Source organism: Thermomonas beijingensis (genome assembly GCF_020034655.1).
Taxonomy (GTDB): Bacteria; Pseudomonadota; Gammaproteobacteria; order Xanthomonadales; family Xanthomonadaceae; genus Thermomonas; species Thermomonas beijingensis.
Window position 1 is genome coordinate 126,436 of sequence record NZ_JAIQDJ010000002.1, and the last position, 25,730, is coordinate 152,165.

Genomic DNA, 25,730 nt, shown 5'->3' on the forward strand with positions numbered 1-25,730 from the left:
CCGCTTCTGCGGCCCTGCGTGTTATGCCGTATTGAATGTCCAACGTGTTGAATGATGGATCGAGGAGTCACCATGTCGAAGCGCCGCGTCGTCGTCACCGGGATGGGCATCATCTCGCCGCTGGGGTTGGATCTGGCCAGCAATTGGGATGGTATCTGCAACGGCCGTTCCGGCATCAGCATGGTCGAAGGCTTTGATGCCGCCACCTATCCGACCCGCATTGCGGGTGAAATTCGCGGCTTCGACATCACCCAATGGGTGAACCCGAAAGACGCCAAAAAAATGGACCACTTCCTGCACTACGGCATGGCCGCCTCGCTGATGGCCAAGGACGATGCCGGCCTGGAGGTCACCGAGGCCAATGCCGAGCGCATCGGCGCGCTGATTGGTGCGGGCATCGGCGGGATCTGGGGTATCGAAGAAACCGCGATCAAATTGCATGAGGGCGGGGTGCGCAAAATCAGCCCGTTCTATATTCCGTCCACCATCATCAACATGATGCCGGGTCAGTTGTCACTGGCCACCGGGATCAAGGGGCCTACGTTCTCTGCGGTGTCCGCCTGCGCCACCGCCAACCATTCGATTGGCATGGCAATGCGCATGATCCAGTACGGCGATGCCGATGTGATGTTTGCCGGTGGTGCCGAGCGCGGCAGCTCACCCACGGCGATGGGCGGCTTCTGCGCGATGAAGGCGATGAGCACCCGCAACGACGATCCCACCCGCGCTTCGCGGCCATGGGACAAAGACCGCGATGGTTTTGTATTGGGTGATGGTGCCGGCATTTTGGTACTGGAAGAATACGAACACGCCAAGGCCCGCGGCGCGCGCATTTACTGCGAGCTGGCCGGCTTTGGTGCAAGCTCGGATGCCTTCCACATGACCGCGCCCAGCGAAAACGGCGAAGGCCCGGCGCGCTGCATGGCGATGGCGTTCCGCGACGCCGGGGTGAACCCGGAGGACGTGGGCTACCTCAACGCGCACGGCACCAGCACCCCGCTGGGCGATCTGGCGGAAACGCTGGCGATCAAGCGTGCACTGGGCGAGCACGCCCACAAGGTGATGGTGTCGTCCACCAAGTCGATGACCGGCCACTTGCTGGGTGCTGCGGGTGGGGTGGAAGCGATCTATGCGATCAAGGCGCTGCAAACCGGCATCATCCCGCCCACCATCAACCTGGAAACCCCCGGCGAAGGCTGCGATTTGGACTATGTGCCCAACGTGGCGCGGCAGGCCAAGGTGGATGTGGTGGTGTCCAACGGCTTTGGCTTTGGCGGCACCAATGGCACCTTGGTGTTCAAACGGATGTGATGATTTTCGGATCGTTTGCAGTCGTGCTCGTCATTCCCGCGCCGGCCGGAATCCAGTTTTATCGTTCGCAGCAATCACTGGATTGCCTTGGCGTGGGAATGGCGGTTAGAGATGATGCAAACGCACACGCTTTCCGCTGATATCGACCTGCTGGCACTGCATCGATTGGATCCATTGCGCTACCCGGTGCTACTGGAATCCACCAGCGGTGGTGCATTGGGGCGTTGGGACATGCTGCTGGCGCACAGTGGCGAAGGCTTCGCGCTGCATCGTGATGGCATGGTGCGCACGCTGGCCGGTGAGATCATCCCAGGCCATTTTCTGGATGTGCTGGACGCCCACTGGCGCGGCATTCGCTGCGAACAAGCGCCGGCGGCCGAGATGCCGCCGTTTCGTGGTGGCTGGGCGCTGCTGCTGGGCTATGAATTGGCGCAACAGATCGAGCCGGTGTTGCAATTACCACAGGCCGATGGTGCGCTGCCGATTGCAGTGGCGTTGCGATGCCCGGCGGCGGCGCTGCGGGATCGCGCCAGCGGCGCATGCATCGCACTGGCAGAACACGCTGCCGACGGTGTCCTGCAGCGCATCGTGGACGATACCGAACGTGCCCGCAGCGTGCCGCCATTGCCCGCATGGTCGCCACCCACCTGCATCGACGAAGATCCGGCGCAGCAGTATCTCGATGGCGTCATCCGGGTGCTGGACTATCTGGCCAAGGGCGATGTGTTTCAAGCCAATTTGTCGCGCGGTTGGCGAGCGCACTTTGCTGCCGCGCTGGATCCGGCGGCGCTGTTTCAGCAATTGCGCACGCACAATCCGGCTCCGTTCGCCGGCATCTTCCGCAGCCCGTGGGGCAGTGTGGTCAGCGCCTCCCCCGAGCGCCTGCTAGCTGTGCGGCAAGGCATTGCGCAAACCCGCCCAATTGCCGGCACCCGCCCGCGCTTTGCCGGCGACGATGATGCCGAGCGCATCCAGGAATTGGTCGGGCACCCCAAAGAACGCGCCGAACATGTGATGTTGATCGACTTGGAGCGCAATGATCTGGGCCGTGTGTGCGCAGTCGGTAGCGTGCAGGTGGATGAGTTGATGGTGGTGGAAAGTTATGCGCATGTGCACCACATCGTCAGCAATGTGCGCGGCCAACTGCGCACGGATGTGACGCCAGGCCAGGCGATTGCGGCGGTGTTCCCGGGCGGCACCATTACCGGCTGCCCGAAGGTGCGCTGCATGCAGATCATCGCCGAGTTGGAAGGCGTGGGCCGCGGCGCCTACACCGGCGCGATGGGCTGGCTGAATCGCGATGGCGCGATGGATTTGAATATCCTGATCCGCAGTGCCGAACTGGCAGACGCAACGCTGCGTTTTCGCACCGGGGCCGGCATCGTGATGGATTCCGACCCGCAACGTGAGCTGGACGAAACCCGTGCCAAGGCGCGTGGCATGTTGCGGGCATTGGGGGTGGAGTGATGCGCGCAGTTGTTTATCGTGTGCGGACATCATGGGCTGTCTGCGAGTTGCAGAAGTAATCGGGAGCGGATGCCATGGGGTTCGACGCACAAAGCGAGTATCGGGGAGCGGCTGCGGTGAACCCCATGGTGTCCGCTGTGTATGCGGGGTGTGCACGGATTGATTGCGTTTCCTCCGACAACCGCGGACTCAATTACGGCGATGGTGTGTTTGAAACCATGCGCGTGGACCATGGTGGGTTGCCGCTGTGGCCGCGCCATCTTGCGCGCCTTGGTGAAGGTGCGCAGCGACTGGGTATCGCCTTGCCGGAGCGGGCCTTTATCGAAGCGCGCCTGCATGAAATCTGCGCCGGTGTGGACGCCGGCGTGATCAAGCTGTTGCTGACCCGTGGCGATGGTGGGCGCGGGTATGCGCCATCGGTGGATGCGCCGCCGGTGTGGGTGTTGTCGTTGCATCCGTTGCCACCCAAGCAAACCGCGTTGCAGTTGCATGCGTGCAACACCCGTCTTGCCACGCAGCCCTTGTTGGCCGGGATCAAACATTGCAACCGCCTGGAACAGGTTCTGGCGCGAACCGAAGCACAACGTGCGGGTTGCGATGAGGGCCTGATGCGGGACATGGCCGGCAACGCCGTGTGTGCCACGGCGGCCAACTTGCTGGCGTATTGCGACGGGCGCTGGTTGACGCCGCCGATCGAGCACTGCGGTGTGGCCGGCGTGTTGCGTGGCTGGTTGTTGGAACAGGGGATGCTGGAGGTGGCTGAATTGTCGATGGACGCGCTTGCCGCAGCTGACGCGCTGACCCTTTGCAACGCCGTGCGCGGTATCCTGCCAGTGGCACGATTGGGTGCGCGCAGCTGGCGCGCGCAGCCGGCAGTGGCAGCATTGCAAACCGCCTTAGCGAAGGACTATCCGATGTATTCCAACACTGTGGAGTTGGCGTGAAATTTCGCACCTTGTTGCTGTGCTGTGGGTTGATCGTGGCGGCTGTACTGGGGGGCTACGGCTGGCGCTATTTGCGGTTTGCCGATACGCCGCTGCCCGGCATTGCCGCCGATGCGAGCGTGGTGGTGGAACGCGGCGACAACCTTGGCAAAGTGCTGAACAAATTGCGCGCGCAACGCATCGAGATCGGCGCTGGCGTGTACTGGCAAGTCTTGGCGCGACAAACCGGTGCAGCCGGGAAATTGCAGGTGGGCGAATATGCGCTGGCCACCGACACCACCCCGCGCAGCCTGCTATCGGCGATGCGCGATGGCAAGGTGATCCGTCGCAGCTTCACGATTGTGGAGGGCTGGACTATGCGCGATCTGCGCGCCGCACTTCGTAAAGTCACGGTGCTGAAGCAAGCTTTGCCCGAACTCGATGATGCCGCGTTGATGCAGGCGCTGGGGCATGCCGGGCAACATCCGGAAGGCCGCTTCCTGCCGGAAACCTATGCGTGGACGCGTGGCGACAGCGATCTGGATATCCTCAAGCGCGCCTATGCAGGGATGGAAAAAACCCTGGACGCCGAATGGCGCACGCGCGCCGAAGATTTGCCGTTCGACCGCCCGGAGCAGGCATTGACCCTTGCATCCATCATCGAAAAAGAAACCGGCAATGCCAGCGAGCGTGTACAGATTGCCGGGGTGTTCGTGCGCCGCTTGAAAACCGGCATGCGCCTGCAAACCGACCCCACCGTGATCTACGGTATGGGATCAAGTTATGCCGGCAATATCCGTCGCGTCGATTTGACCACCGACACGCCTTACAACACCTATACCCGCGACGGTCTTCCGCCCACGCCGATTGCGATGCCGGGCAAGGCGGCGCTGCACGCAGCCACCCATCCTGCCCCCGGCAATGCCTTGTATTTTGTAGCGATCGGCGATGGCAGCGGGCGGCACGTATTCAGTGCCTCGCTGAGTGAACACAATGCTGCCGTGCGTGATTACGTGGCGCGCTACCGTGTGCAGCGGCAGGCAGAAAAGCAATGACCGGGTGGTTGACGCAGCCGCATTTTGTGACACTGGAAGGCGGCGAAGGTGCCGGTAAAAGTACCGTGCTGGCGGCACTGCGTGATGCCTTGCAAGCCGACGGTTGCGATGTGGTCAGCACCCGCGAACCCGGGGGCACGCCGCTGGCCGAGCGCATTCGCAGTCTGCTGCTGGATGCCGGCGATGAAGCGGTGGCACCGCATGCGGAGTTGTTGCTGATGTTCGCCGCACGCGCCCAGCATGTGCAGGAGATCATCCTGCCGGCTTTGCAGCGCGGGGCGTGGGTCATCTGCGACCGTTTCACCGATTCCAGTTATGCCTACCAAGGTGCAGCACGTGGCATGGATGTGCATTTCATTGCCGAATTGGAGCGCCATGCGGTAGGCATTGAACCGGGACTGACCCTGCTGCTGGATCTGGACGTGGCGCATGCGCGGCAACGCACGCGTGGACGTGACTTGCTGGGCGGTGCGTCACCCGACCGCATCGAGCGTGAACGCGACGAGTTTTTTGAACGTGTGCGTGCCGGCTTTCTGACACGGGCCGCCCAGCACCCACAGCGTGTCCACGTGCTGGATGCCAGCCCCGAGGCGGCCGCCGTGGCCGCAGCGGCACGCATGCGGTTGGCGGACTACCGCAAGGCGCTGGCATGAGCACGTTGCCAGCCCTCGCACCGTGGCAGCAGCGCGCCTATGCGCAGGCCGCAGATGCAATCACCGCCGGCCATTTCGGCCATGCCAGCTTGATCACCGGGCCTGAGAAAATCGGCAAGCGCCTGTTGGCCGAACACTTGGCGCAGCGCGTGTTGTGCCTTGCCCCGCGCACGGATGGTGAAGCGTGCGGGCAGTGCAAGAGCTGCCAGCTGTTTGCTTCACGCGCACAAATGGACACACTGGAAGTGCGCCCGGATGGCAGCCCGGCGCATCCGTGGGGCCGCAGCGCGCATCCGGATCTGTATTTCCTGGGTTATGAAATCAACGCTAAAACCGGCAAGCCGCGCGCCGAGATTGTGATCGAACAGGTGCGTGCACTGACCGAGAAGTTGGGACTCACCGCGCAACTGGGTGGCGCGCAGGTGGTCATCATCGAGCCGGCCGATGCCGTCAACTGGCACGCGTGGAATGCGGTACTGAAGTCACTCGAAGAACCGCAGCCGGGCCGCTATCTGTGGTTGTTGTCCTGCAACCCTGCGCGTTTGCCGGCCACCATCCGTAGCCGTTGCCAGCGACTGGATGTGCGCCTGCCGCCGCAGCCAGAAGCGCTGCATTGGCTGCGCCAGCGCGGGCATGCCGAAGCGGTGGCGAGCGAGGCCTTGGATGCGGCACGCGGCCACCCAGGGCTGGCCGATGCGTGGGTGGCGGGGGATGGCTTGGCTCTGCGCCGTGAGGTCTTCAAAGATGCGCAAGCCTTGCAGCACAAGCAGATTGAGCCGGTACAAACGGCACAGCGCTGGGTGGCTGATGTCCATGCCGGCGAGCGCTTGCGCCATCTGGCTGAATTTGCCCTGCGTGAGGCCGCAGGCTTGACCGATCCTGCCGCAACCCGCAGGCTGGCTGCGCGGTTTGATGCGGCTAATCGTGCCCGTGATTTGCTGCGCACCGCGGTGCGTGCCGACTTGACGGTATTGGACGCGCTGCTGCCGTGGCATTGATTCAAGCGGAGAACGTATGACCGATCCTTACAATTCAGCTGCCACGATTACGGCACCACGTTCCGGCATCCTGCTGGATGACAGCATGGTGACCACGGCATCGGAATTACCCAACTACCGCATCGTGCGTAACCTTGGTTTGGTACGCGGCATCGTGGTGCGTTCGCGCTCTGTGGTGGGCAATTTCTTCGGTGGTTTGCAATCGCTGTTGGGCGGCAACATCACCATCTATACCGAACTATGCGAGCAAGCGCGCCAGGAAACCCATCGCGACATGGTGATGCATGCCCGCCAGTTGGGCGCAAACGCCATCGTCGCGGTGCGCTACGATGCCACCGAAATCATGACGGGCCTGTCTGAGGTGCTGTGCTACGGCACGGCGGTTGTGGTGGAACACGGCAATCATTGAAAATGGATGTACGGATAGTTTGCTTGGTGCAATCAAGCAGGGGGAAGGATGAGTAATCCAACAGGTGGGGCGCGGCAAGGCATCTTGTCGCTGGCAATCAAGGACAAGGCTGCGCTGTACGGGGCCTATATTCCCTATGTCAAGCAAGGCGGCATTTTCGTGCCCACCACGCGGCGCTACTTCATCGGAGATGAGGTGTTCCTGCTGCTGACTCTGCCGGATTCTTCCGAACGTTTGCCGGTGGCAGGCAAAGTGGTGTGGGTGACTCCCGCTGGTGCACAGGGCAACCGCCCCGCCGGGATTGGCGTGCAGTTTGCCGACACCGCCGAGGGCGAAGCGGTGCGCAGCAAAATCGAAACCACCTTGGCTGGGACCTTGGGTGGCGATCAGCCGACGCAGACGATGTAAGCGTCGATCAGCTCCACCTGTTGCCGCGCGCTTGCCGGGAATCTTTACGCTGATTCCATTTTCTGATTGATTCGCGCCCGCTTGGCGCGGCTTTGTCGCGCCTGTGGCGGTTTCGTCGCATTCGGCTGGACGCTGGCGGACACGCTGCCCTGTACTGCTGCCACTAGTACAGGCAGGACAGCGCGTACATGGTTCGAACTCGGCCCTTGATGATCCAAATTGCGACTGGCGACCCGCGCCCGATCGGCCGCCAGATCGTGGATGCCGTGCGCATGAAAGTTGCGACGGGTGAGCTTGACCACGGCGATCAATTGCCGAGCGTGCGCGGGTTGGCGCAGCAGCTGATGATCAACCCCAACACGGTGGCCAAGGCCTATGCCGAGTTGAGTACCGAAGGCTGGCTGGAATCGCGCCAGGGCATGGGCTTGTATGTGGCGGCAAAACGTCAGCGCTTGTCCGATGCCGAGCGCGAACGCCGGCTGGATGACGCCGTGGGGCGTCTGGTCAATGACGTGGTGCCGCTGGGCTTTGCGCCCGCGCAGGTGCAGGCGCGGATCACTCACGAATTTCAATTGCTGCTTCCCCGTAAATCCGCATAAGTCGCCGCGCCGGCGGCATTGGAATTGCTATGTTCACCCATTCTGATTTTGTCATCGAAACCCACGCGCTCAGCAAGTGTTACGGCCGCAAGCTGGCGCTTGACCAGCTCGACCTCGCGATTCCGCGTGGTCGCATCCACGCCATCGTCGGCGCCAACGGCGCCGGCAAGTCGACCTTGTTCCGTATCCTGCTGGGTTTCATGCCGCCGACCTCGGGGCAGTCCCGCATCCTCGGCAAGGACAGCCAGCAACTCAGCCCGCAAGATCGCAGCCGGATTGGCTTCGTCAACGAGGAGCACACCCTGCCGAACTGGATGCGAGTGGCGCAGGTGATGGCGATGCAGCGTCATCAGTACGGGCGCTGGAACCAGCAGGCCTTCGATGGCGTGATCGGGCACTACAACGTGCTGCCGGAGCAGAAGATCGGCCAGCTTTCGCGCGGCGAACGCGCTGGCTTCAACCTCGCGCTGGCCTTGGCGCAAGGCCCAGAATTGCTGGTATTGGATGAGCCAACCTTGGGGCTGGACGTGGTCGCCAAGCGCGCCTTCCTCGAATCGCTGTTGCAGAGCAACGCTGCCGATGACTGCACGGTGATCTATTGCTCGCACCAGATGGAGGAGATCGAACGCGTTGCCGACAATTTGATCATCCTCGAACGCGGCCAGCTCAAGCACATGTCGGCCCCGGAGGCGTTCACCGCGCGGGTCAGCCATTGGGTGGCCGACCTGCCGTTCAAGGGGCCGGATCTGCGCTTGGTGCCGGGTTTGCTGGAAACCCAGCGCATCGATGGCTTGCAGCACTTTTTGGTGCTGGATCAGGACGCGGACTTCGAACATTTCCTGCGTGCCTGTGGCGCGCGCAATGCGCAGTCGATGCCGGTCAGCCTGGACCGCGCGGTCAACGCATTCCTTGCCAAACACCACGCCGCGCCGGCCACGGCCTGAGGACACCGACATGAACGATCTTTTCAAGGGCGAGCTGCTGCGCTTCCGCCTGTGGGCCGGCATCGCCGCCATCGTCAATCTCGCCGTGCTGGGCTTTCTCAGTCGCATGGTGGACATGGCGCAGCAGCCGCTGTTCGTCTACCAAGTATTCGCCGCAGTGTATGCCGTGGCCGGTGCCCTGCTGGGCATGTACCAGATGGGCACGTACCGCAAGCCGAACCAGTGGCTGAGCCTGCTGCATCGCCCGCTGCACCGCCTGCGCATCGCCGGCGCGCTGAGCGGCGCCGGCATGATATTGCTGCTGGCCGCGGTGGCGCTGCCGATCGCGCTGGTTGCGCTGTACCAGGACACGATGACTGCGCGCGTGGTCGACCTGCGCCACTGGCTGCTGCCGATTGCGGCATGGCTGATCGCGGTGTCTGGCTACCTCGCCGGCGCGTACGCGATGGCCGGCAATCGCCGCTATTCGTTCGCCGCATTCCTGCTGCCGAACCTGTTCATGTATGCGCAGGCCTCGGGCGTGGCGATGCTGGGCCTGCAACTCGTCGTCATCGCCTTCCTCGCGGCGATGCTGGCGATCGCGTTCAAGCCGGACCCGGCCGCGCCATCGCGCAATCCCGCGGCGGTGCTGGTGATCGCGCTGCCGGTGCAACTGGGCGCGTATTTCCTGGTGTGGATGCTTGGCTACGGCGTGGAAGTGGCGTGGACGGTCGCTGGTACGCACCCGCTCAACATGCCGGTTCCGCCCATGGACGGCACCATCGAGGCCGATCGCGCCGAAGGCAAGGACATGCTGCTGCTCGGCATCAAGAACAGCCGCGACCCCGAGGCCGCACTGTGGCGCGAACAGATCGCATTGTCCGACGTTTACACGCGCTATCCGCTGCGCAACCTGCCGGTGCAGGGCAGCATGACCAACCTGTCGCCGCTGGAATTCGGCGACGACGAGAACAACCTGTGGCTGGTGTACAGCCACGACCGTGCGCGTTTCGTCACCCGCGGCCTGCGCGACCAGCGCCGGATCGGCGAGATGGGCGTGGGCGAGCAGCAGGCCGCATTCCCCGCGCCGACCATGCCCTACGGCGCCACCTACCTGTACAACGCGGACGCCGCCTACCAGTACGACAGCGAACAGCAGCGCATGTTCGAGCGCATTCGCCTGCCGCAGGGCGAAGTGATGGCCAGCCCGCCGCAACCGGCCGGCGACAACATCCTGGTGCTCAGCAACCGCGCCGCCTATTTCTATCCCGGCCGCGAGGCGATGAACGGGCTCGACCTGCTGCAACCACTGCTGCGGGTGGCGATGCCAGGCCAGGTCGGCAATCTCAGCCGGATGGACGTGATCGAACTGCTGGACGGTTACCTGGTGTCCTACACCTACACCTGGGGCGTGTGGAGCGGTGAATTGCAGCATCCGTTCCAGCAGGTGCTGCGGGTGGACAGCAAGGGTCGTGTGCGGATCGTTGCGCGCCGCGCGTTGTCGATCGACCTGCCATCGGTTTACACCAACCGCAACAGCTGGCTGTCGCCGGTGCTGCGCGCGCTCTGCCTGGGTGCGCAGGATCTGTTCGCGGCGCAGGATCCGCTGCGCGCCAAGCCCGAGCCGATGCCGGCGTCGGTGCTGTGGCTGGCGGGTGCGTGTTGCCTGCTGTCGCTGCTGGGCGCGGTCTGGCTATCTCGCAGGTTGCAGCTTTCGATGCGTGGCCGCATCGGCTGGGTCGTGCTGTGTGGCGTGGTCGGGCTGCCGGCGCTGGTCAGTCTGTGGTTGCTGTACCCGCGTCGCGAACCCTTGCCGATGGCTGCACCGAGCGCGCAGCCGGTCGCGGCCTGAGCCGGCAGGGACGAGGACACGACAATGACAATACTTCGAACCCTGTGTGGCATGCTGGCGCTGTGCGCCCTGCTGCTTGCGCCGCACACCTTGCACGCGCAAGCCATTGAAAGCCTGCGCGCCGCAGAGACCGCACAGCGCGCCTTGCCGCTAGCACCACGCCTGCCGCGCGTGGCCTTCCTCGAAAACCGCACGCTGGTGGCCGCCGAGCTTTCGCCAGCCGGCGATGCGGTGGCCTATCTGCGCGAGCAGAAGGATTCGCGCGCGCTGTGGCTGTTGCCGACCTGCGACGGCAACCCGCACATGCTGGTCGGCAGCACTCAGGCTGAACAAGTCATGTGGTCGCGCGATGGCCGCTGGTTGTTCCTGCGTGCGCCACGTGCGCTGACCATTGTCGGCATTGACGGCCGCAGCGGTGTGCGCGTGCCGCTGGGCGGCAGTGAGCGGCGGCGGGTGATCAAGCTCGATCTGTCGCAGCCGGCCGCCGTGTTGCTGGGCGAACGCGTCGCCGCCGGCAAGGGCGAACGCTGGCCTGCCGTTCGATGGCGAATCGTGCGTATGGACGCATATGGCAAGCGCACCGTACTGCGCGAAGATACGCGCTGGATCCACGACATCGCACTGGATGCACAAGGCCGTGTCGTCGCGCTGACACGTTTCGAGGGCGGCCACGATGCGCTGTATCGGCTGCACACCGACGCAACGCTGCGCGAAGTGCTGCGCCTGCGGCCGATGCAGCGACTGGACCTGCTGGCGGCGCGTGCCGATGGCAGCCTGCTGATGACCGGCAATCCCGGCGACGGATTCGATGGGAATTTTCGCCGCGTGCTGCGCTTGGACGCAAACGACAGGTTGCAGACCCTGCACCAGGATCCGCGCGGCGAGGCCGACCTCGATGACGTGGTGATCGATCCACGCACCTTGCAGCCGCTGGCGGCGAGCTACCGCAGCACCGTCGCCGCGACGTACGGAATCGGCGATGCGCAGGCCACGGTGGCCGCCATCGCCGCGAAATTCCCCGGCCGCGACATCGGCCTGCAAGCCGGCAGCGGTCCTTCGGCGCATTGGCTGGTGCGCGAACGTGCGGCGAACCTGCGCGATCCGCGCTGGTACCTCTACGACCCGCGCAACGGCGACCTGCGACGGATCCTCGACGATCCCGGGATCACCGCCAACTCGCCGCCCGAATCGAACCTCGCGCGCAAGCTCGCGGTGTCCTATGTCGCCTCCGATGGGCTGCGCGTGCACGGTTTCGTGCTGCTGCCGCCGGGCGTGGACGCCGCGCACGCACCACTCATCGCGCAAGTGCACGGCGGCCCGATCAACCACTTCCGCGCGGGTTACGACGGCACCGCGCAGTTCCTCGCCAATCGCGGCTACGTGGTATTCCAGTCGAATTTCCGCGGCTCCACCGGGCATGGACGCGCGTATACGTTTTCTTCGAACGGTGATTACGGCAACGGCCGCGTGCAGCAGGACATCGTGGAGGGCGTGCGCTGGCTGCTGGCGCAGGGCATCGGCGACAAGGCGCGGGTGGGCATCGTCGGCCATTCCTTCGGCGGGTATTCGACGCTGCTGGGCCTGACCTTCCAGCCGGAGCTGTTCAAGGTCGGCGTGGCCGGTTCACCGCCCGCTGATTTGGGCTGGGCGATGCGCTGGTTGGTCGAGTCCGGCGAGCAAGGCGACCTGCCCGACCGGTCGTTGCGGCAGACGCTGCGCGCGTTGTCGTTGGATGGCGGTGATCCTGCAACCTATGCGCGCCTGCATGCACAGTCGCCCCGGGTGAACGTGGCAAGGATGCGGCGTCCACTCTTGATCATGGCCGGCAGTGCCGACCGCACCGTCGCAATTCGTGACGTGACTGACTATGTGGCGCGCTTGCGCACGCTCGGGCAGCCGGTCAGCTTGTTGGTGGAACCGGGTGGTGGGCATGCGCCGGTCGATCCGATCCCGCGCGAGGCCTATCTGTTCGCGATGGAAACCCTGTTGCAACGCCATCTCGGTGGGCCGCCGCCGGAACCGGCCGGGCCGCGCTTGCGTGCCTATCTGCGCGCAAATCTGCGGCTGGCCGGGCCGGAGTTCTAAACAAAAGCGGGGTCAGAGTCGACTTTCGCAACCCTGCCTCCCAAGTGCTTCGAGAGTTCATCGCAAAAGTCGACTCTGACCCCGCGTTTCCTTCAAGCCACGGGTTCGCGCAGCACGGCGTTGTCCCAACCTGCGCGCGGTGCGAAGCGTTCGCCGTACTTGGCCTGCAATGCCATGAGCCGCGCCAGCAGCGCGTCAGCACCCACCGTGCGGATATGCTGAATCGGGCCGCCCCGGAACGGCGCAAAACCGGTCCCGAAAATCACCCCGGCATCCAGCAGGTCGGCATCACTGACCACGCCGGCCTGCAAGCAGGCTACCGCTTCGTTGAGCAGCGGCAGGATCAGGCGGTCTTCCAAATCATCCGGTGCAGCGTAGCCAGCCGGCAGCTCGGGTTTTTTGGCTTTGCCGTTTTCCCAAGCGTAGATGCCTTGGCCGTCTTTCTTGCCGCGCTTGCCTGCGTCCACCGTGGCCAGTGCTGCCGGGATTTGCAGGCCAAGGAAGGGCGCCAGCTCCTTGCTGACACCAGCGGCCACATCCAAACCTACGGTGTCGATCAGCTCGATCGGCCCCATCGGCATGCCGAATTTCACCGCAGCCTTGTCGATGGCCGCACCCGGAATGCCTTCGGCATAGGCAGTGGCGGCTTCCAGCATGTACGGGAACAGCACCCGATTGACCAGGAAGCCGGGCGTACCCGCCACCGGCACCGGGAACTTGCCCAGCGCCTTGCAGAACGCCGCCAGGCGGCGTTCGGTCTCGGGATCCATGCCGTCGTGATGAATGATTTCCACCAGCGGCATTTGCGCCACCGGGTTGAAGTAGTGCAGGCCGGCAAACTGCGCCGGGCGCGCGATGTGCGGGCGCAGTTCGTCCAGCGGGATCGACGAGGTATTGGTGGTCAGCAGCGCATCGGTCTTCATGCGCGGTTCGACCGCCTGATACAACTCGCGTTTGGCATCCGGGTTTTCGATGATGGCCTCGATCACCAAATCGGCGTCTGCCACGCCGTCGCCGTTCAAATCGGACTTCAGGCGCGCGGCGACTTCCGGGCGCTTGGTTGGGTCTTTGACTTTCTTGTCGAACAGGGCTTGCGCACGTTGCAGCGCGCCGTCGATAAAGCGTTGCTCGCGATCTTGCAAGGTGACGTCGAAGCCCTTGTACGCGGCGAACGCGGCGATGTCGCCACCCATCACCCCGGCGCCCACCACATGCACATGGCGGATATTGGCATCGCCCTTGCCCAAGCCCTTCATGCGCTCGGTCAGGAAGAAAATGCGAATCAGGTTGCGGGCGGTGCTGCTGCCGGCCAGTGTGACCACGGCCTTGCGTTCGGCATCCAGGCGCACGCGGATCGGTTTGCCTGCGCTGCGCTGCCACGTTGCAATCAGCGCATACGGCGCGGGATAAAACGCCTTTGGCGCTTTGCGTGCCACCTGCTTGATCATCTGCGGCGCCAGCAGTTTGCGCGCGGCCAACGTATTGCTGGACCACGCCAGCAGGCGCTGTTTGAATGGACGAACGCGCCCTTTCAATGCCAGCGTGGCCGCCGTGTCGATCAGGTTGGCCGGCGCGCTGACGTTGTCTACCAAGCCAATCCCCAGCGCCGCCTTGGCCGACAAGGCGCGGCCGGTCAGCATCATGTCCATCGCGGCGGGCGCGCCCACCAAGTGCGGCAGGCGTGCGCTGCCGCCCCAGCCGGGAAAGATGCCCAGTTGCACTTCCGGCAAACCAATGCGGGTGGAGGCATCGCTGCTGGCCACGCGGTAGCGGCAAGCCAGCGCGATTTCGGTGCCGCCGCCCATGCAAAAGCCGTGAATCGCCGCCACCGTGGGGCAGCGCAACTGCGCCAGCCGCTGGAACATGGTTTGCCCGCGACGGATGGCATCGTCCACCGTGCCCTTGCGGTCAAATTCCTGAAATTCCTTCAGGTCCGCACCGGCAATAAAGCCGCTGGTTTTACCCGAGGCAATCACCAGCGCTTTCGGCAGTTCCAGCGCAATCCGCTCCAGCACATCGCCCAGCTCGATCAGCGCATCCTGCGAGAACGCATTGACCGCCGCGTCGGCGCGGTCGAAGTACAACACCAGCACGCCATCGTCACGCAGCTGGGGTTTCCAGTGGCGCAGCGGCAGCCCGGCAAAGCGGTCGGCAGTGGGGTTGGTCATGGAAATCGCCATGCGCATGCCATCCATTCAATCGAAAGGCCTATCCTAGCCCGGTGAAACTTGAATACTTGCCTAATTGCCATCAGGTCGCTCCCGGCGGCAACACGCGGCTGCGGAACTTTCGCGGCATCCTGCTGTCACAACGCTCGGACTCTGCCGGGCTCATTTTCGAGGCCGGCGCGCAATGACGGAGGATCGGGTGTCGCAAGCGCTGGATCATGACCTGGTCGCCAGGGTGCAACGGGGCGATACCGCCGCGTTCGACCTGTTGGTGCGCAAATACCAGCACCGCATTGCGGCGGTGATTTCACGCTATATCCGCGATTGGTCGGAAGTGCAGGATGTGGCGCAGGACACGTTTATCCGCGCCTATCGCGCGATCAAGAATTTTCGTGGCGATGCACAGTTTTCGACGTGGCTGCACACCATCGCAGTGAATACCGCGAAGAATCATTTGGCTGCCAATAACCGTCGCCCACCCGGCGAAGATATTGATGTGGAGGATGCCGAGCAGTTTGAATCGGGTTTGCGCCTGCGCGATACCGATACGCCCGAGCGTGAACTGATGCGTCAGCAGCTGGAACAAACCGTCGTCGCTGCGGTCGAAGCCTTGCCACAGGATCTGCGCGAAGCGATCACCCTGCGCGAAGTGGAAGGGATGAGCTACGAGGACATTGCCGAACGCATGGGCTGCCCTATTGGCACGGTGCGTTCACGCATCTTCCGCGCCCGCGAGGCCATCGATGCCCGCATGCGCCCCTTGCTGGATCACGATGAATTGCCCAAGCGTTCGAAAGCCTCATGAAGACCGAAACCGACCGCCACTGCATCGACCTCACCCAACTGTCCAGCCGTGAGCAACTCTCGGCGCTGATGGATGGCGCCTTGCCTGCAGACCAGACCCGCTTCCTGTTGCGCCGCTTGCAACACGACACCGAGCTGGCCGCCAACTGGGAGCGCTGGCGTATTGCCGGCGATGCCATGCGCGGCATTGCGCCAACGCAGCACCTGTCGGTGGATTTTGCGCAGCGGGTAGCAGCCTCCCTGCACGGTGTAGACCTGTCGTCGCAGGCGCAGCGCAGCACACAACGCCCGCCGCGCTGGCTGCGGTGGGGCGCAGGTTCCGCGGTTGCAGCGGCACTGGCGGTGGTGGCGCTGATGGGGCGTTCGCCATTGCCGGCAGCGCCGGCAACGGCCAGCGGGGCACAAGTGGCCGTGCAGGTGCCCGCGTCGCCCGCACCCACACCCACGCCCATGCCTAGGCACGCACCCGAAACGCCACAAATCCCTGCCGCATTGACGCCGGCACCGGCCGTCTTGGCCGCTGCGGCCACGGTGGCGGTGGCCAAGCCTGTACGGCGCAATGTTGCGCGTGTGGTTCCGCTGACAGCGCCCGCATTGGAATTGGCGCAAGCAGCACCGGTCGCCCTGCCGCAAACCGGAATCACCAGTCGTCCGTGGCCGCGCAAAATCCTGCCGCAATACGACAACGCCAGCGGCTTGACCGTCGGCTTTGGTGAGCATGCCTCGCCCGCGCTTGCGCCCAATCCGTTTGTACCGCCGGTGTTTGCCACGCCCCCCAAACTGCTGTCCAGCGATGTGCCTGCGCAGCTGAAATCGCATGCGCCTGCAGAGCTGCAATCGCAGCCTTGAGTGCGCTGAAGGTCGCTGTGGTCTGCGGCAGATGTGTTGTGATTTTTCCCCCACGATCTCCGTGAACGAGGAGTGTTTGTTTATGCCTGCAACTCAGATCATTCGCCTGCGTCCGCTGTTGCTGGTCGCCGCTTTGGCCGTCGCCGGAGTGGGGGCGTGCAGTGGCCAGAATCCCGCCAATGCGGGCATGCCGCAGCTCGCGCAGCCGGCCGCACCTGCGCCGGAATTGGTCGGCAATCTGCCGGATTTCACGCGTTTGGTGGAGCAAGTTGGCCCGGCCGTGGTCAGCGTGCAGGCCGAGATTGGCAGCAAGCTGCAGGCGCGGCGTGCGCAGCAACAAATGCCGCAGGACGATGAGGATGATGGCTCCGGCGATGCGCAAATTCCCGAATTCTTTCGCCGTTTCTTTGGTCCGGGCATGACCCCGATGCCGGGGATGCCTGGCATGCCTGGCATGCCCGGTGCACCTAATGCGCGCCCGCGCGGCACCTCGCTGGGAACGGGGTTCATCATCTCCAGCGATGGCTATGTGCTGACCAACCATCATGTGGTCGACGGCGCCGATACCGTGCGCATCAAGCTGTCGGATCGTCGCGAGTTCACCGCCAAGGTGGTGGGCAGCGACGAGCAGAGCGACGTGGCCCTGCTCAAGATCAATGCCACCGGTCTACCGGTGATGCGTGTGGGGGATTCCAAGCTGCTCAAGCCGGGTCAATGGGTGGTGGCCATTGGTTCGCCGTTCGGATTGGATCACTCGGTGACGGCGGGGATTGTCAGCGCCGTGGGGCGCGCCAATCCTGGTGCCGACCAGCGCTACGTGCCGTTCATTCAAACCGACGTGGCGATCAACAAGGGCAATTCCGGCGGCCCGTTGCTGGATACGCGTGGGCAAGTGGTGGGGATCAATTCGCAAATCTTCAGCAATTCCGGCGGCTATATGGGCGTCAGCTTCGCCATCCCGATCGACGTGGCGATGAATGCCGTCAAGCAGCTCAAAGCCACCGGCAAGGTGACGCGTGGCCAGTTGGGCGTGCAGATTCAGCCGATGGATCGGGATACGGCCAAGGCACTTGGCTTGGCCGATGCAAGCGGTGCGCTGGTGGCGCGTGTCGAGCAGGGCAGCCCGGCCGAACGTGCCGGCGTGCTGCGCCAGGACGTGATTCGCAGCGTCAACGGTCAGCAAGTGTATGACGCCAGTGACCTGCCGCCGATTATTGGCGCGATGGCACCGGGCACCAAAGTGACCTTGGACGTGATCCGTGACGGCAAGCCGCACAGTTTGAGTGCGACCTTGAATGCACTGGATGACAATGTGGCCGAGGCCGGCAACGGCCGCAATGCTGCGCCTGACAAAGCCCCTGCCAATGCGGCCGGGAATGCGCTGGGCATCCTTGGCAAGGATTTGCTGCCCGAGCAGCGCGCCCGGCTGGGCCTGCAAGCAGGCGAGGGCGTGCTGGTGGCGCAAGTGAAAGGCGATGCCGCACGCAATGCCGGCTTGCAAGCTGGCGATGTGGTGTTGGCGGTGGGGCGTACCGATGTGGGCAGCGTGGCCGCATTGGATGCCCAGTTGCGCGCCGTAGGCACCGGCAAGCCGGTGATGCTGCTGGTGCAGCGCGGTGGCGGTACCCGCTACATGGCGATCAACCCGGCAGAAGGCTGAGGCCGGGGTAAGGCTGAACCGATCCGCGCGCGTCCACCAAGGCGCGCACGGGCCTGTGCGATAATGAACGGCTCACTTTCGGCGGGCCGCAATCCGCCCCCGTTCCTCTATCGAAGCCCCCCATGCAGCACGACGCCATGCGGTTTATCCGCAACTTCTCCATCATTGCCCATGTCGATCACGGCAAGTCCACCTTGGCCGACCGCATTATCCAGCTGTGCGGCGGCCTGCAGGCGCGCGAGATGGAAGCGCAGGTGCTCGACTCCAATCCCATCGAGCGCGAGCGTGGCATCACCATCAAGGCGCAGTCGGTTTCGCTGCCGTACACCGCCAAAGATGGCCAGACCTATTTCCTGAATTTCATCGACACCCCCGGCCACGTGGATTTCAGCTACGAAGTCAGCCGCTCGCTGGCTGCCTGCGAAGGCGCGTTGCTGGTGGTGGATGCCGCACAAGGCGTGGAAGCGCAGTCGGTGGCCAACTGCTATACGGCGGTCGAGCAAGGCCTGGAAGTGGTGCCGGTGCTGAACAAGATCGACTTGCCCACCGCGGACATCGACAAGGTGAAGGAAGAAATCGAAGCCGTGATTGGCATCGATGCCGAGGACGCGGTGGCCATCAGCGCCAAGACCGGGCTGAATGTGGGGGATGTACTGGAGGCGATTGTCAAACGCATTCCACCGCCACAGCCGCGCGACACCGACAAGCTGCAAGCCCTGATCATCGACTCGTGGTTCGATAATTATCTGGGCGTGGTCTCGCTGGTGCGGGTAATGCAGGGCGAGCTCAAGCCCGGTGACAAGATGCTGGTGATGAGTACCGGCCGCGCGCATCAGGTTGATGCGGTGGGCGTGTTCACACCCAAACGCAAGGTGCTGCCAGCGCTGAAAGCCGGTGAAGTGGGCTGGATCACCGCCAGTATCAAGGACGTGCATGGCGCGCCGGTGGGTGACACCCTGACCTTGGCCAGTGACCCGGCGCTCAAGCCGTTGCCGGGGTTCCAGGAAATGCAGCCGCGTGTGTTCGCCGGGCTGTTCCCGGTGGATGCCGAAGACTACCCGGCGCTGCGTGAGGCGCTGGACAAGCTGCGCTTGAACGATGCTGCTTTGCGCTTCGAGCCGGAGTCGTCGGAAGCGATGGGTTTTGGCTTCCGTTGTGGTTTTCTTGGCATGCTGCACATGGAGATCGTGCAGGAGCGCTTGGAGCGCGAATACAACCTCAACCTGATTTCCACCGCGCCCACGGTGATCTACGAGGTGTTGAAAACCGATGGCAGCATCGTCTCGATGGACAACCCAGCCAAGTTGCCGTCGGCGAATCTGGTGGACGAAATCCGCGAGCCCATCATTCGCGCCAATATCCTCACCCCGCCGGACTACATCGGCAGCGTGATCAAGTTGTGCGAAGACAAGCGCGGCGTACAGATCGGCATCACCTACATGGCCAGCCAAGTGCAGGTCAGCTATGAATTGCCGATGGCCGAAGTGGTGCTGGATTTCTTCGACAAACTCAAATCCGTCAGCCGTGGCTATGCTTCGCTGGATTATCACTTCGTGCGCTTTGAAGCCGGCGCATTCGTGCGTGTGGATACCTTGATCAATGGCGACCGCGTGGATGCACTGTCGATCATCGTGCACCGCTCGCAGGCCGACCGCCGCGGCCGGGAACTTTGCGAGAAGATGAAAGATCTGATTCCACGGCAGATGTTCGATGTGGCCATCCAGGCCGCCATCGGTGGGCAGATCATCGCCCGCACCACGGTCAAGGCGTTGCGCAAGAACGTGCTGGCCAAGTGCTACGGTGGCGATGCCACCCGCAAGAAAAAGTTGTTGGAGAAGCAAAAAGAAGGCAAGAAGCGGATGAAGCAGGTGGGCCGGGTGGAAATCCCGCAGGAAGCCTTCCTCGCCGTGTTGCAGGTGGATAGCAAGTGATGTTTTTTTCCTTCTCCCGCGGGAGAAGGTGCAAAAACCCGTTGGAGTACATCGCATGATGGTGTGGTTCGAAACAATTTTGGTGGTGCTGACACTCCTGTCCGGCCTGATCTGGTTGCTGGACAAGTTGTTCTTCGCCAAAAAACGCATGGCTGCTGCCGAGGTCGGTGAGGCCAAGGATCCGATCCTGGTGGATTACGCCAAGTCGTTTTTCCCGGTGCTGGCTTTGGTATTGGGCTTGCGCAGCTTCGTTGCCGAGCCTTTCCGGATTCCGTCCAGCTCGATGATGCCCACCCTGCTGATCGGCGATTTCATCCTCGTCAACAAGTTTTCCTATGGCCTGCGTTGGCCGATCACCAACAAGAAGTTTTTGAGCAATGGTGAGCCGGCGCGCGGCGATGTGGTGGTATTCCGACCGCCGCAGCACCCGAAGGAAGACTGGATCAAGCGTGTGATTGGCTTGCCTGGAGATCGCATTGGTTACCACGACCACAAGGTGTACGTGAATGGTCGGCCATTGCCGTATCGATCCGAGGGGGTGTTCACCGGAGTCGGCCAAGGGGCTGGTGAAACCGGCGACAATAAATTGACCGAAGGCTTGCAGAATCACCCGCATTTTGTGCTGGAACGTGAAATCAGCATGGCCGATGGTGACTGGACGGTGCCGGCAGGGCATTATTTCGTCATGGGTGATAATCGCGGCAATAGCGAGGACAGCCGGTTCTGGGGGTTCCTGCCGGAAGCCAACCTGCGCGGCAAGGCGTTCCTGGTGTGGATGAATATCGACACCGATGCCGATCACTGGGTGGACGTTTCCCGTATTGGAACGCGTATTCCTTGAAATGAATGTTGGGCAGTTTGCAGTTCTCAAGCCAAAGGGGAAGCACCAATGAAGCAGATGCAACGTGGCATTACCATGATCGGGTTCCTGATCACCCTGACTTTCGTTATTTTCTTTGCTTACTGCGGCATGAAGATTGGCCCGATGTACATGGAATTTTTCTCAGTCAAGAAAGCACTTGCCGGGATTGCCAGTGACCCCGAGGCCGCCAACGCATCCAAAGACAAGATCCGCATGCTGCTGAACAAGCGCTTCCAGATCGACTATGTGTCGGTGGTCAAACCCGAGATGCTCAAAATCGAAAATACGGAAGGTGGCTACAACCTTGTCATGGATTACGAACGCCGCGAGGAGCTGTTTGCCAACCTTGATGTGGTCGGCAAATTTCATGCCGAGCAGGCTTTGACGCGTGGTGCAGGTGCCAGCAATAACTGACCCTGCGCTGCGTGCATTTGCTGGCCATGCCTTCATCACGCCGGCACTGCTGGCGCAGGCATTGACCCACCGCAGCGCCGGCAGCCTGAACAACGAGCGTCTGGAATTTCTCGGCGATGCGCTGGTCAACCAGTTCATCGCCGAGGCCTTGTATCGGCACTGGCCCAAGGCGGATGAAGGTGCGTTGACCCGTGCGCGCGCCGAATTGGTGCGCGAATCGGCACTCGCTGGCATCGCCCGGCAACTCGACATCGGCAGCCAGCTGGTGCTGGGGCCGGGTGAAATGAAAACCGGCGGGCATCGCCGCGATTCGATTTTGGCCGATGCGGTGGAGGCCTTGGTGGCGGCGATTTATTTGGATGCCGGCTTTGCGGCCTGCCGCACGGTGGTGCTGCCATGGTTTACCGACATGATTGCCGCGCTGCCGCCACCCAACAAAGTTGGCAAAGACGCCAAAACCCGGCTGCAGGAATGGTTGCAAGCTCGGCAACGGGGGCTGCCGGTCTATGCGCTGCTGCACGAAGGCGGGGAAGACCATGCGCGGGTGTTCCAGGTCAGTTGCACACTGGCCGAGCCTGCGCTTGTCACCACCGGTGAGGGCAGTTCACGGCGGACGGCAGAACAACAGGCGGCCGAGGCCGCCCTCAAGGAATTGGAAACATGAGCAGCACATCTTCACGCAGCGGCGCAGTGGCCGTGATCGGCCGGCCCAACGTCGGCAAATCCACCTTGGTCAACGCGCTGGTGGGTGCCAAGATCAGCATCACCTCCAACCGGCCGCAGACCACGCGGCATCGGTTGTTGGGGATTGCCACGTTTCCACGCGGGCAACTGCAGTTGGTGGACACCCCTGGCATCCATGGCGAGCAGGGCAAGCGCTCCGGCAAGGCGATGAACCGGATGATGAATCGCGCTGCGCGCGGTGCCCTGGAAGGGGTGGATGTGGCCTTGCTGGTGATCGAAGCGGGTCGCTGGGACAACGAAGACGGTCTGGCCTATGACGCCCTGCATGATGCGGGCCTGCCGGTGGTGCTGGTGGTCAACCAGGTGGACAAACAGAAAGACAAAACCGCCCTGCTGCCGTTTATCACCAAGGTGACCGAGGGCCGCGACTTTGCCGCCGTGCACCCGCTGTCGGCACTCAAGCGCAGCGGACTGGAACAACTGGTGGCAACCTTGATGGACTTGGTCCCCGAGGCCGAGCCGATGTACGGTGAGGATGAAATCACCGACAAGAGTCAGCGTTTTCTTGCCGGTGAATTGGTGCGTGAACAATTAATGCGCCGGCTGGGCGAAGAACTGCCGTATTCGACCACGGTAGAAGTAGAAAAATTTGAAGAAGAACCTTCCCCCAAAACAGGCGTGATGTATCGCATCGACGCGGTGATCTGGGTGGAGCGTGAAGGTCAGAAAGCCATCGTTATCGGCAAAGGCGGCGAGCGCCTGCGCGACATCGGCAAGCACGCCCGTCAGCAGATGGAACGGCTATTCGGCGCAAAGGTGTTTCTGCAAACCTGGGTGCGCGTGCGCGAAGGCTGGAGTGACGACGAAGCCGCTTTGCGTGCGCTGGGTTATCACGATTGAATCCTGGGTTGCCTTCGCAGGAGCGCAAATACGTTCGCGAAATTACTGCAGGTAGCATCGCTACCCCTGCGGGGCGCTCCTACAATGACGCATGCGCTACATCACCGAGCCCGCCTTTGTCCTGCACGCCCGCCCGTGGCGTGAAACCAGCTTGCTGGTGGAAGTATTAAGCGCTGAACACGGCCGTATCGGGCTGGTGGCACGCGGGGTACAAGGCCCGAAAAAGCATCTGCTGCGTGCGGCTTTGCAACCTCTACAGTCGATTCGCTTCGATGGCGAGCAACGCGGTGAACTGGCGCAGCTGCGCGCTGCCGAAGCGGTGGATGCGGCGCCGTTGCTGCACGGCGATGCCGCGCTGGCGGGCTTCTACATCAATGAACTGTGCCTGCGGCTGGCACCACGGCAGGCACCGCAACCCGAACTGCATGCGGTGTATGCGCAGGTACGTGAGCGATTGCGTGCTGGCGAGCCGTTGGCATGGACGCTGCGCCGTTTCGAGCGCGATGTCCTGGATGCGCTGGGCGTGGGCTTGGACTATGCGTTGGCCGGTGAAGGCGATGCGATTGATCCGGCGGCACGTTATCGGCTGGATCCCGAGCATGGCCCGCGCCGCGCGCTGGGCGAGCGCGCAGGCGAACGCCGCGAACTGGCCACCGGGCGCGCGCTGTTGGCGTTGGCAAGCGACGCGCAGCCAGGCAGTGAGGATTTGGCCAGCCTGCGCCTGCCCTTGCGTGCGGTGCTACTGCACCATTTGAGTGGGCGCGGGTTGAAGTCGTGGGAGATGCTGGGCGCGCTGGGACGGCTGACGGCCGCTCAGCGATGCAGCGCGCCCGCAGCTTCCGGTTGATAGCGAATCGACAGCACGTGCAGGCGCGCGCTGCGCCCCCCCGGCATTGGCCAGTCGATGCTGCTGCCTGCGCGCAGACCGAGCAGGGCGCTGCCTACCGGCGCAAGGATTGACACCTTCTCGCCGCTGCCATCGGCATCCCGCGGGTACACCAAGGTCAGCTCGTATTCGTGCACTTGCTGCTGGTCATCCACGACTTTCACCAGTGCGGTGGAATTCATGGTGATGACATCGGCCGGCATGTTGCCGGGTTCGGTCAATTCTGCACGCGCCAATTCCTCGCGCAAGGCCGCCGTGTTGATGCCGCTGTATTGCGGGCGCTCCAGCAAATCCTCGATGCGCTCCACATCGACGCGGGACAGCAACAGGGCGGGGCGTTGGGCATGGGTGGTCATAGGGTGCGGCTCCTGCAAAGCAAAACGGACGGCGCGGCAGGCGCGTCGCCCGTGGGTTCACGAATTGAAGCCTATTCTCCGCCGACGGTGCTGCCCGCGGCAACCTCGGGTGGGGCGGGGAACAGAAAGCCTGCGACCACCCGCCGTCCTTCGCCCGCCAGAATGGAATAAGTACGTGCGGCGGCGGCATTGGTCATCACTTCCAACCCGATCCCTTGTTGCAGGCAATGCGCCATCACCCGTGCGGGTGGGAACTGTTGGCTGGCACCTGTACCGAGCACAATGAGTTCAGGCTGCAATGCCAGCAAGGCATCCAGATCGGACGGCTGCATCAGGCGCGCATCGACGATTGGCCAGTGTTCCTGCAGGGTCTCGGGGGCAATGATGAAACTGCGGGTCAAGCGCTGGGCATTGACCAATGCAGCGTTGCCATCGGCACCGCGCAGGAAAAACGGGTAATCGGGGCGTTCCAGCAGCAGGTGCATGGCCGGCTCAGGCGCGCGGCAGCACGATATGCCGTTTGTCCTTGCTGGGGCGATACAGCGTAGCGGTATGCCCAATCCGCTGCACCAGCACTGCGTTGGCGCGTTCGGTCAAGTCCACGATCATGGCGTCGCGTTGTTCGCGATCGGCGCCGCCTACTTTCACCTTGATCAGCTCGTGGTGCTCCAGGGCCAGCTCGACTTCGGTCACCAATGCATCGGTGATGCCCTTGCCACCCACCTGCAGCATTGCCTTCAGATCATGTGCCTGGCCACGCAAAAAACGGATCTGGGCATTGGTCAGGGCGATCGACATACGGCACACAGCAAACGAATGGGGGCGTGCAGGGTATCATGCACACCCTGTCTCACGCGCTTTCGGCGGCCATGGCCACCCGCAGTCAATCCAGCCAACGCTGGCTCAAAGAGCATTTTTCCGACCCCTACGTGAAAAAAGCGCAGGCCGAAGGCATGCGTTCGCGTGCCGCCTACAAGCTGGAAGAACTGGCCGAGCGTGACCGCCTGCTCAAGCCGGGCATGGTGGTGGTGGATCTGGGGGCTGCCCCCGGCGGTTGGTCGCAATGGGTGCGGCAGGAGCTCAACCGGCTGGACCCGTCCAAGCCGGGGCGGGTGATCGCCAGCGACATCCTGGACATGCCCGGTTTGGCCGGGGTGGACTTCCTTCACGGCGACTTCAGGGAAGATGCCGTGTTATCGCAGTTGCTGGACATGCTGAACGGGGATACGGTGGACCTTGTCTTGTCCGACATGGCCCCCAATAAGAGTGGAATGGATGCGGTGGATCAACCGCGTGCGATGCACTTGGTGGAGCTGGCCATGGACTTTGCCGATGGTCATCTCCGCACCGGTGGTAGCTTCCTGATCAAGCTGTTTCAGGGGGCAGGTTCGGATGACTATCTGCGGGAACTGCGGCGGCGTTATGCCAAGGTGGTGATCCGCAAGCCGGCGGCCTCGCGCAAGCGATCGCCGGAGGTGTACGTGCTGGCCACCGGCAAGTTGGCGAAAATGAAGTGATACGGGCGACATAAGG

26 protein-coding genes are annotated in these 25,730 nt (G+C 63.1%); 22 read left to right on the forward strand and 4 right to left on the reverse strand.

Going from position 1 to position 25,730, the window contains the following annotated elements; translation table 11 throughout:
- Positions 1-72: 72 nt before the first annotated feature.
- From fabF to K7B09_RS06480, 12 genes are all read left to right on the forward strand, one after another.
- On the forward strand, positions 73-1,311 hold the full coding sequence (gene fabF / locus K7B09_RS06425; RefSeq protein WP_223628014.1) for a beta-ketoacyl-ACP synthase II: 1,239 nt from the start codon (positions 73-75) through the stop codon (positions 1,309-1,311).
- 111 nt (positions 1,312-1,422) lie between these two features.
- Entirely contained in the window at positions 1,423-2,778 is a 1,356-nt protein-coding gene (locus tag K7B09_RS06430; RefSeq protein WP_223628016.1) for an aminodeoxychorismate synthase component I, read from the forward strand.
- Between the two features lie 74 nt (positions 2,779-2,852).
- A complete protein-coding gene (gene pabC, locus K7B09_RS06435) occupies positions 2,853-3,722 on the forward strand; it encodes an aminodeoxychorismate lyase (protein WP_223628018.1) in 870 nt (289 codons plus the stop codon).
- Positions 3,719-4,756 carry an endolytic transglycosylase MltG gene (gene mltG / locus K7B09_RS06440; protein WP_223628020.1) on the forward strand — a complete coding sequence of 346 codons (1,038 nt, stop codon included), beginning with the start codon at positions 3,719-3,721 and terminating at the stop codon, positions 4,754-4,756. Before pabC ends, mltG begins: the two co-directional genes overlap by 4 nt.
- Positions 4,753-5,409 carry a dTMP kinase gene (tmk, locus tag K7B09_RS06445; RefSeq protein ID WP_223628022.1) on the forward strand — a complete coding sequence of 219 codons (657 nt, stop codon included), beginning with the start codon at positions 4,753-4,755 and terminating at the stop codon, positions 5,407-5,409. Before mltG ends, tmk begins: the two co-directional genes overlap by 4 nt.
- A complete protein-coding gene (locus K7B09_RS06450; RefSeq protein ID WP_223628024.1) occupies positions 5,406-6,407 on the forward strand; it encodes a DNA polymerase III subunit delta' in 1,002 nt (333 codons plus the stop codon). The genes tmk and K7B09_RS06450 overlap by 4 nt, the downstream gene beginning before the upstream one ends.
- Positions 6,408-6,423: 16 nt before the next feature.
- Positions 6,424-6,816, forward strand: a complete 393-nt coding sequence (locus K7B09_RS06455; RefSeq protein WP_223628026.1) for a YbjQ family protein — start codon at positions 6,424-6,426, stop codon at positions 6,814-6,816.
- Positions 6,817-6,864: 48 nt separating this feature from the next.
- Positions 6,865-7,224, forward strand: a complete 360-nt coding sequence (locus K7B09_RS06460) for a PilZ domain-containing protein (RefSeq protein WP_223628028.1) — start codon at positions 6,865-6,867, stop codon at positions 7,222-7,224.
- A gap of 209 nt (positions 7,225-7,433) precedes the next feature.
- Positions 7,434-7,823 (forward strand): GntR family transcriptional regulator, encoded by a 390-nt coding sequence (locus K7B09_RS06465; RefSeq protein WP_223628735.1) that lies wholly within the window; start codon positions 7,434-7,436, stop codon positions 7,821-7,823.
- A 29-nt stretch (positions 7,824-7,852) separates the two neighbouring features.
- Entirely contained in the window at positions 7,853-8,767 is a 915-nt protein-coding gene (locus K7B09_RS06470) for an ABC transporter ATP-binding protein (RefSeq protein WP_223628030.1), read from the forward strand.
- A 10-nt stretch (positions 8,768-8,777) separates the two neighbouring features.
- Positions 8,778-10,598 (forward strand): hypothetical protein, encoded by a 1,821-nt coding sequence (locus K7B09_RS06475; RefSeq protein ID WP_223628032.1) that lies wholly within the window; start codon positions 8,778-8,780, stop codon positions 10,596-10,598.
- A 24-nt stretch (positions 10,599-10,622) separates the two neighbouring features.
- Positions 10,623-12,683, forward strand: a complete 2,061-nt coding sequence (locus K7B09_RS06480; protein ID WP_223628034.1) for a S9 family peptidase — start codon at positions 10,623-10,625, stop codon at positions 12,681-12,683.
- Between the two features lie 92 nt (positions 12,684-12,775).
- Here K7B09_RS06480 and K7B09_RS06485 read toward each other — a convergent pair whose 3' ends face one another.
- On the reverse strand, positions 12,776-14,851 hold the full coding sequence (locus K7B09_RS06485) for a 3-hydroxyacyl-CoA dehydrogenase NAD-binding domain-containing protein (protein WP_223628036.1): 2,076 nt from the start codon (positions 14,849-14,851) through the stop codon (positions 12,776-12,778).
- 184 nt (positions 14,852-15,035) lie between these two features.
- On the opposite strand from K7B09_RS06485, the gene rpoE reads away from it, so the two are divergent.
- From rpoE to recO, 9 genes are all read left to right on the forward strand, one after another.
- Positions 15,036-15,656 carry an RNA polymerase sigma factor RpoE gene (rpoE, locus tag K7B09_RS06490; RefSeq protein ID WP_223628038.1) on the forward strand — a complete coding sequence of 207 codons (621 nt, stop codon included), beginning with the start codon at positions 15,036-15,038 and terminating at the stop codon, positions 15,654-15,656.
- Complete coding sequence (locus K7B09_RS06495; protein ID WP_223628040.1) at positions 15,653-16,504, forward strand: sigma-E factor negative regulatory protein; 852 nt, start codon at positions 15,653-15,655, stop codon at positions 16,502-16,504. The genes rpoE and K7B09_RS06495 overlap by 4 nt, the downstream gene beginning before the upstream one ends.
- Positions 16,505-16,586: 82 nt before the next feature.
- Complete coding sequence (locus K7B09_RS06500) at positions 16,587-18,164, forward strand: DegQ family serine endoprotease (protein ID WP_223628042.1); 1,578 nt, start codon at positions 16,587-16,589, stop codon at positions 18,162-18,164.
- Positions 18,165-18,301: 137 nt separating this feature from the next.
- Entirely contained in the window at positions 18,302-20,095 is a 1,794-nt protein-coding gene (gene lepA / locus K7B09_RS06505) for a translation elongation factor 4 (protein WP_223628740.1), read from the forward strand.
- A 58-nt stretch (positions 20,096-20,153) separates the two neighbouring features.
- Positions 20,154-20,936 (forward strand): signal peptidase I, encoded by a 783-nt coding sequence (lepB, locus tag K7B09_RS06510; RefSeq protein WP_223628742.1) that lies wholly within the window; start codon positions 20,154-20,156, stop codon positions 20,934-20,936.
- 48 nt (positions 20,937-20,984) lie between these two features.
- Positions 20,985-21,371: a DUF4845 domain-containing protein gene (locus K7B09_RS06515; protein WP_223628044.1), complete on the forward strand. Its 387-nt coding sequence runs from the start codon at positions 20,985-20,987 to the stop codon at positions 21,369-21,371.
- Positions 21,364-22,035, forward strand: a complete 672-nt coding sequence (gene rnc / locus K7B09_RS06520; protein WP_223628745.1) for a ribonuclease III — start codon at positions 21,364-21,366, stop codon at positions 22,033-22,035. Before K7B09_RS06515 ends, rnc begins: the two co-directional genes overlap by 8 nt.
- A complete protein-coding gene (gene era / locus K7B09_RS06525) occupies positions 22,032-22,955 on the forward strand; it encodes a GTPase Era (protein WP_223628045.1) in 924 nt (307 codons plus the stop codon). Before rnc ends, era begins: the two co-directional genes overlap by 4 nt.
- A 91-nt stretch (positions 22,956-23,046) precedes the next feature.
- Positions 23,047-23,802 (forward strand): DNA repair protein RecO, encoded by a 756-nt coding sequence (gene recO, locus K7B09_RS06530; RefSeq protein WP_223628047.1) that lies wholly within the window; start codon positions 23,047-23,049, stop codon positions 23,800-23,802.
- On the opposite strand, the gene rnk is transcribed toward recO, so the two are convergent.
- The 3 genes from rnk to yhbY form a co-directional block, all read right to left on the reverse strand.
- The gene (gene rnk, locus K7B09_RS06535) at positions 23,769-24,197 is read right to left on the reverse strand and encodes a nucleoside diphosphate kinase regulator (RefSeq protein ID WP_223628050.1); all 429 of its coding nucleotides are present in this window, start codon (positions 24,195-24,197) and stop codon (positions 23,769-23,771) included. The two genes, recO and rnk, sit on opposite strands and share 34 nt — an antisense overlap.
- A gap of 71 nt (positions 24,198-24,268) precedes the next feature.
- A complete protein-coding gene (locus K7B09_RS06540) occupies positions 24,269-24,682 on the reverse strand; it encodes an Mth938-like domain-containing protein (protein WP_223628052.1) in 414 nt (137 codons plus the stop codon).
- A 7-nt stretch (positions 24,683-24,689) separates the two neighbouring features.
- Positions 24,690-24,995 carry a ribosome assembly RNA-binding protein YhbY gene (yhbY, locus tag K7B09_RS06545; protein WP_223628055.1) on the reverse strand — a complete coding sequence of 102 codons (306 nt, stop codon included), beginning with the start codon at positions 24,993-24,995 and terminating at the stop codon, positions 24,690-24,692.
- A 71-nt stretch (positions 24,996-25,066) separates the two neighbouring features.
- On the opposite strand from yhbY, the gene rlmE reads away from it, so the two are divergent.
- Entirely contained in the window at positions 25,067-25,714 is a 648-nt protein-coding gene (rlmE, locus tag K7B09_RS06550) for a 23S rRNA (uridine(2552)-2'-O)-methyltransferase RlmE (protein ID WP_223628747.1), read from the forward strand.
- The last annotated feature ends 16 nt before the right edge of the window (positions 25,715-25,730 follow it).

Excerpts from the sequence above, each read along its gene's own strand:
- fabF (WP_223628014.1), top strand. The coding sequence starts at position 73 with ATGTCGAAGCGCCGCGTCGTCGTCACCGGGATGGGCATCATCTCGCCG.
- K7B09_RS06430 (WP_223628016.1), top strand. The coding sequence starts at position 1,423 with ATGATGCAAACGCACACGCTTTCCGCTGATATCGACCTGCTGGCACTG.
- pabC (WP_223628018.1), top strand. The coding sequence starts at position 2,853 with ATGGGGTTCGACGCACAAAGCGAGTATCGGGGAGCGGCTGCGGTGAAC.
- tmk (WP_223628022.1), top strand. The coding sequence starts at position 4,753 with ATGACCGGGTGGTTGACGCAGCCGCATTTTGTGACACTGGAAGGCGGC.
- K7B09_RS06450 (WP_223628024.1), top strand. The coding sequence starts at position 5,406 with ATGAGCACGTTGCCAGCCCTCGCACCGTGGCAGCAGCGCGCCTATGCG.
- K7B09_RS06455 (WP_223628026.1), top strand. The coding sequence starts at position 6,424 with ATGACCGATCCTTACAATTCAGCTGCCACGATTACGGCACCACGTTCC.
- K7B09_RS06460 (WP_223628028.1), top strand. The coding sequence starts at position 6,865 with ATGAGTAATCCAACAGGTGGGGCGCGGCAAGGCATCTTGTCGCTGGCA.
- K7B09_RS06465 (WP_223628735.1), top strand. The coding sequence starts at position 7,434 with ATGATCCAAATTGCGACTGGCGACCCGCGCCCGATCGGCCGCCAGATC.
- K7B09_RS06470 (WP_223628030.1), top strand. The coding sequence starts at position 7,853 with ATGTTCACCCATTCTGATTTTGTCATCGAAACCCACGCGCTCAGCAAG.
- K7B09_RS06475 (WP_223628032.1), top strand. The coding sequence starts at position 8,778 with ATGAACGATCTTTTCAAGGGCGAGCTGCTGCGCTTCCGCCTGTGGGCC.
- K7B09_RS06480 (WP_223628034.1), top strand. The coding sequence starts at position 10,623 with ATGACAATACTTCGAACCCTGTGTGGCATGCTGGCGCTGTGCGCCCTG.
- K7B09_RS06485 (WP_223628036.1), bottom strand. The coding sequence starts at position 14,851 with ATGACCAACCCCACTGCCGACCGCTTTGCCGGGCTGCCGCTGCGCCAC.
- rpoE (WP_223628038.1), top strand. The coding sequence starts at position 15,036 with ATGACGGAGGATCGGGTGTCGCAAGCGCTGGATCATGACCTGGTCGCC.
- K7B09_RS06495 (WP_223628040.1), top strand. The coding sequence starts at position 15,653 with ATGAAGACCGAAACCGACCGCCACTGCATCGACCTCACCCAACTGTCC.
- K7B09_RS06500 (WP_223628042.1), top strand. The coding sequence starts at position 16,587 with ATGCCTGCAACTCAGATCATTCGCCTGCGTCCGCTGTTGCTGGTCGCC.
- lepA (WP_223628740.1), top strand. The coding sequence starts at position 18,302 with ATGCGGTTTATCCGCAACTTCTCCATCATTGCCCATGTCGATCACGGC.
- lepB (WP_223628742.1), top strand. The coding sequence starts at position 20,154 with ATGGTGTGGTTCGAAACAATTTTGGTGGTGCTGACACTCCTGTCCGGC.
- K7B09_RS06515 (WP_223628044.1), top strand. The coding sequence starts at position 20,985 with ATGAAGCAGATGCAACGTGGCATTACCATGATCGGGTTCCTGATCACC.
- era (WP_223628045.1), top strand. The coding sequence starts at position 22,032 with ATGAGCAGCACATCTTCACGCAGCGGCGCAGTGGCCGTGATCGGCCGG.
- recO (WP_223628047.1), top strand. The coding sequence starts at position 23,047 with ATGCGCTACATCACCGAGCCCGCCTTTGTCCTGCACGCCCGCCCGTGG.
- rnk (WP_223628050.1), bottom strand. The coding sequence starts at position 24,197 with ATGACCACCCATGCCCAACGCCCCGCCCTGTTGCTGTCCCGCGTCGAT.
- K7B09_RS06540 (WP_223628052.1), bottom strand. The coding sequence starts at position 24,682 with ATGCACCTGCTGCTGGAACGCCCCGATTACCCGTTTTTCCTGCGCGGT.
- yhbY (WP_223628055.1), bottom strand. The coding sequence starts at position 24,995 with ATGTCGATCGCCCTGACCAATGCCCAGATCCGTTTTTTGCGTGGCCAG.
- rlmE (WP_223628747.1), top strand. The coding sequence starts at position 25,067 with ATGGCCACCCGCAGTCAATCCAGCCAACGCTGGCTCAAAGAGCATTTT.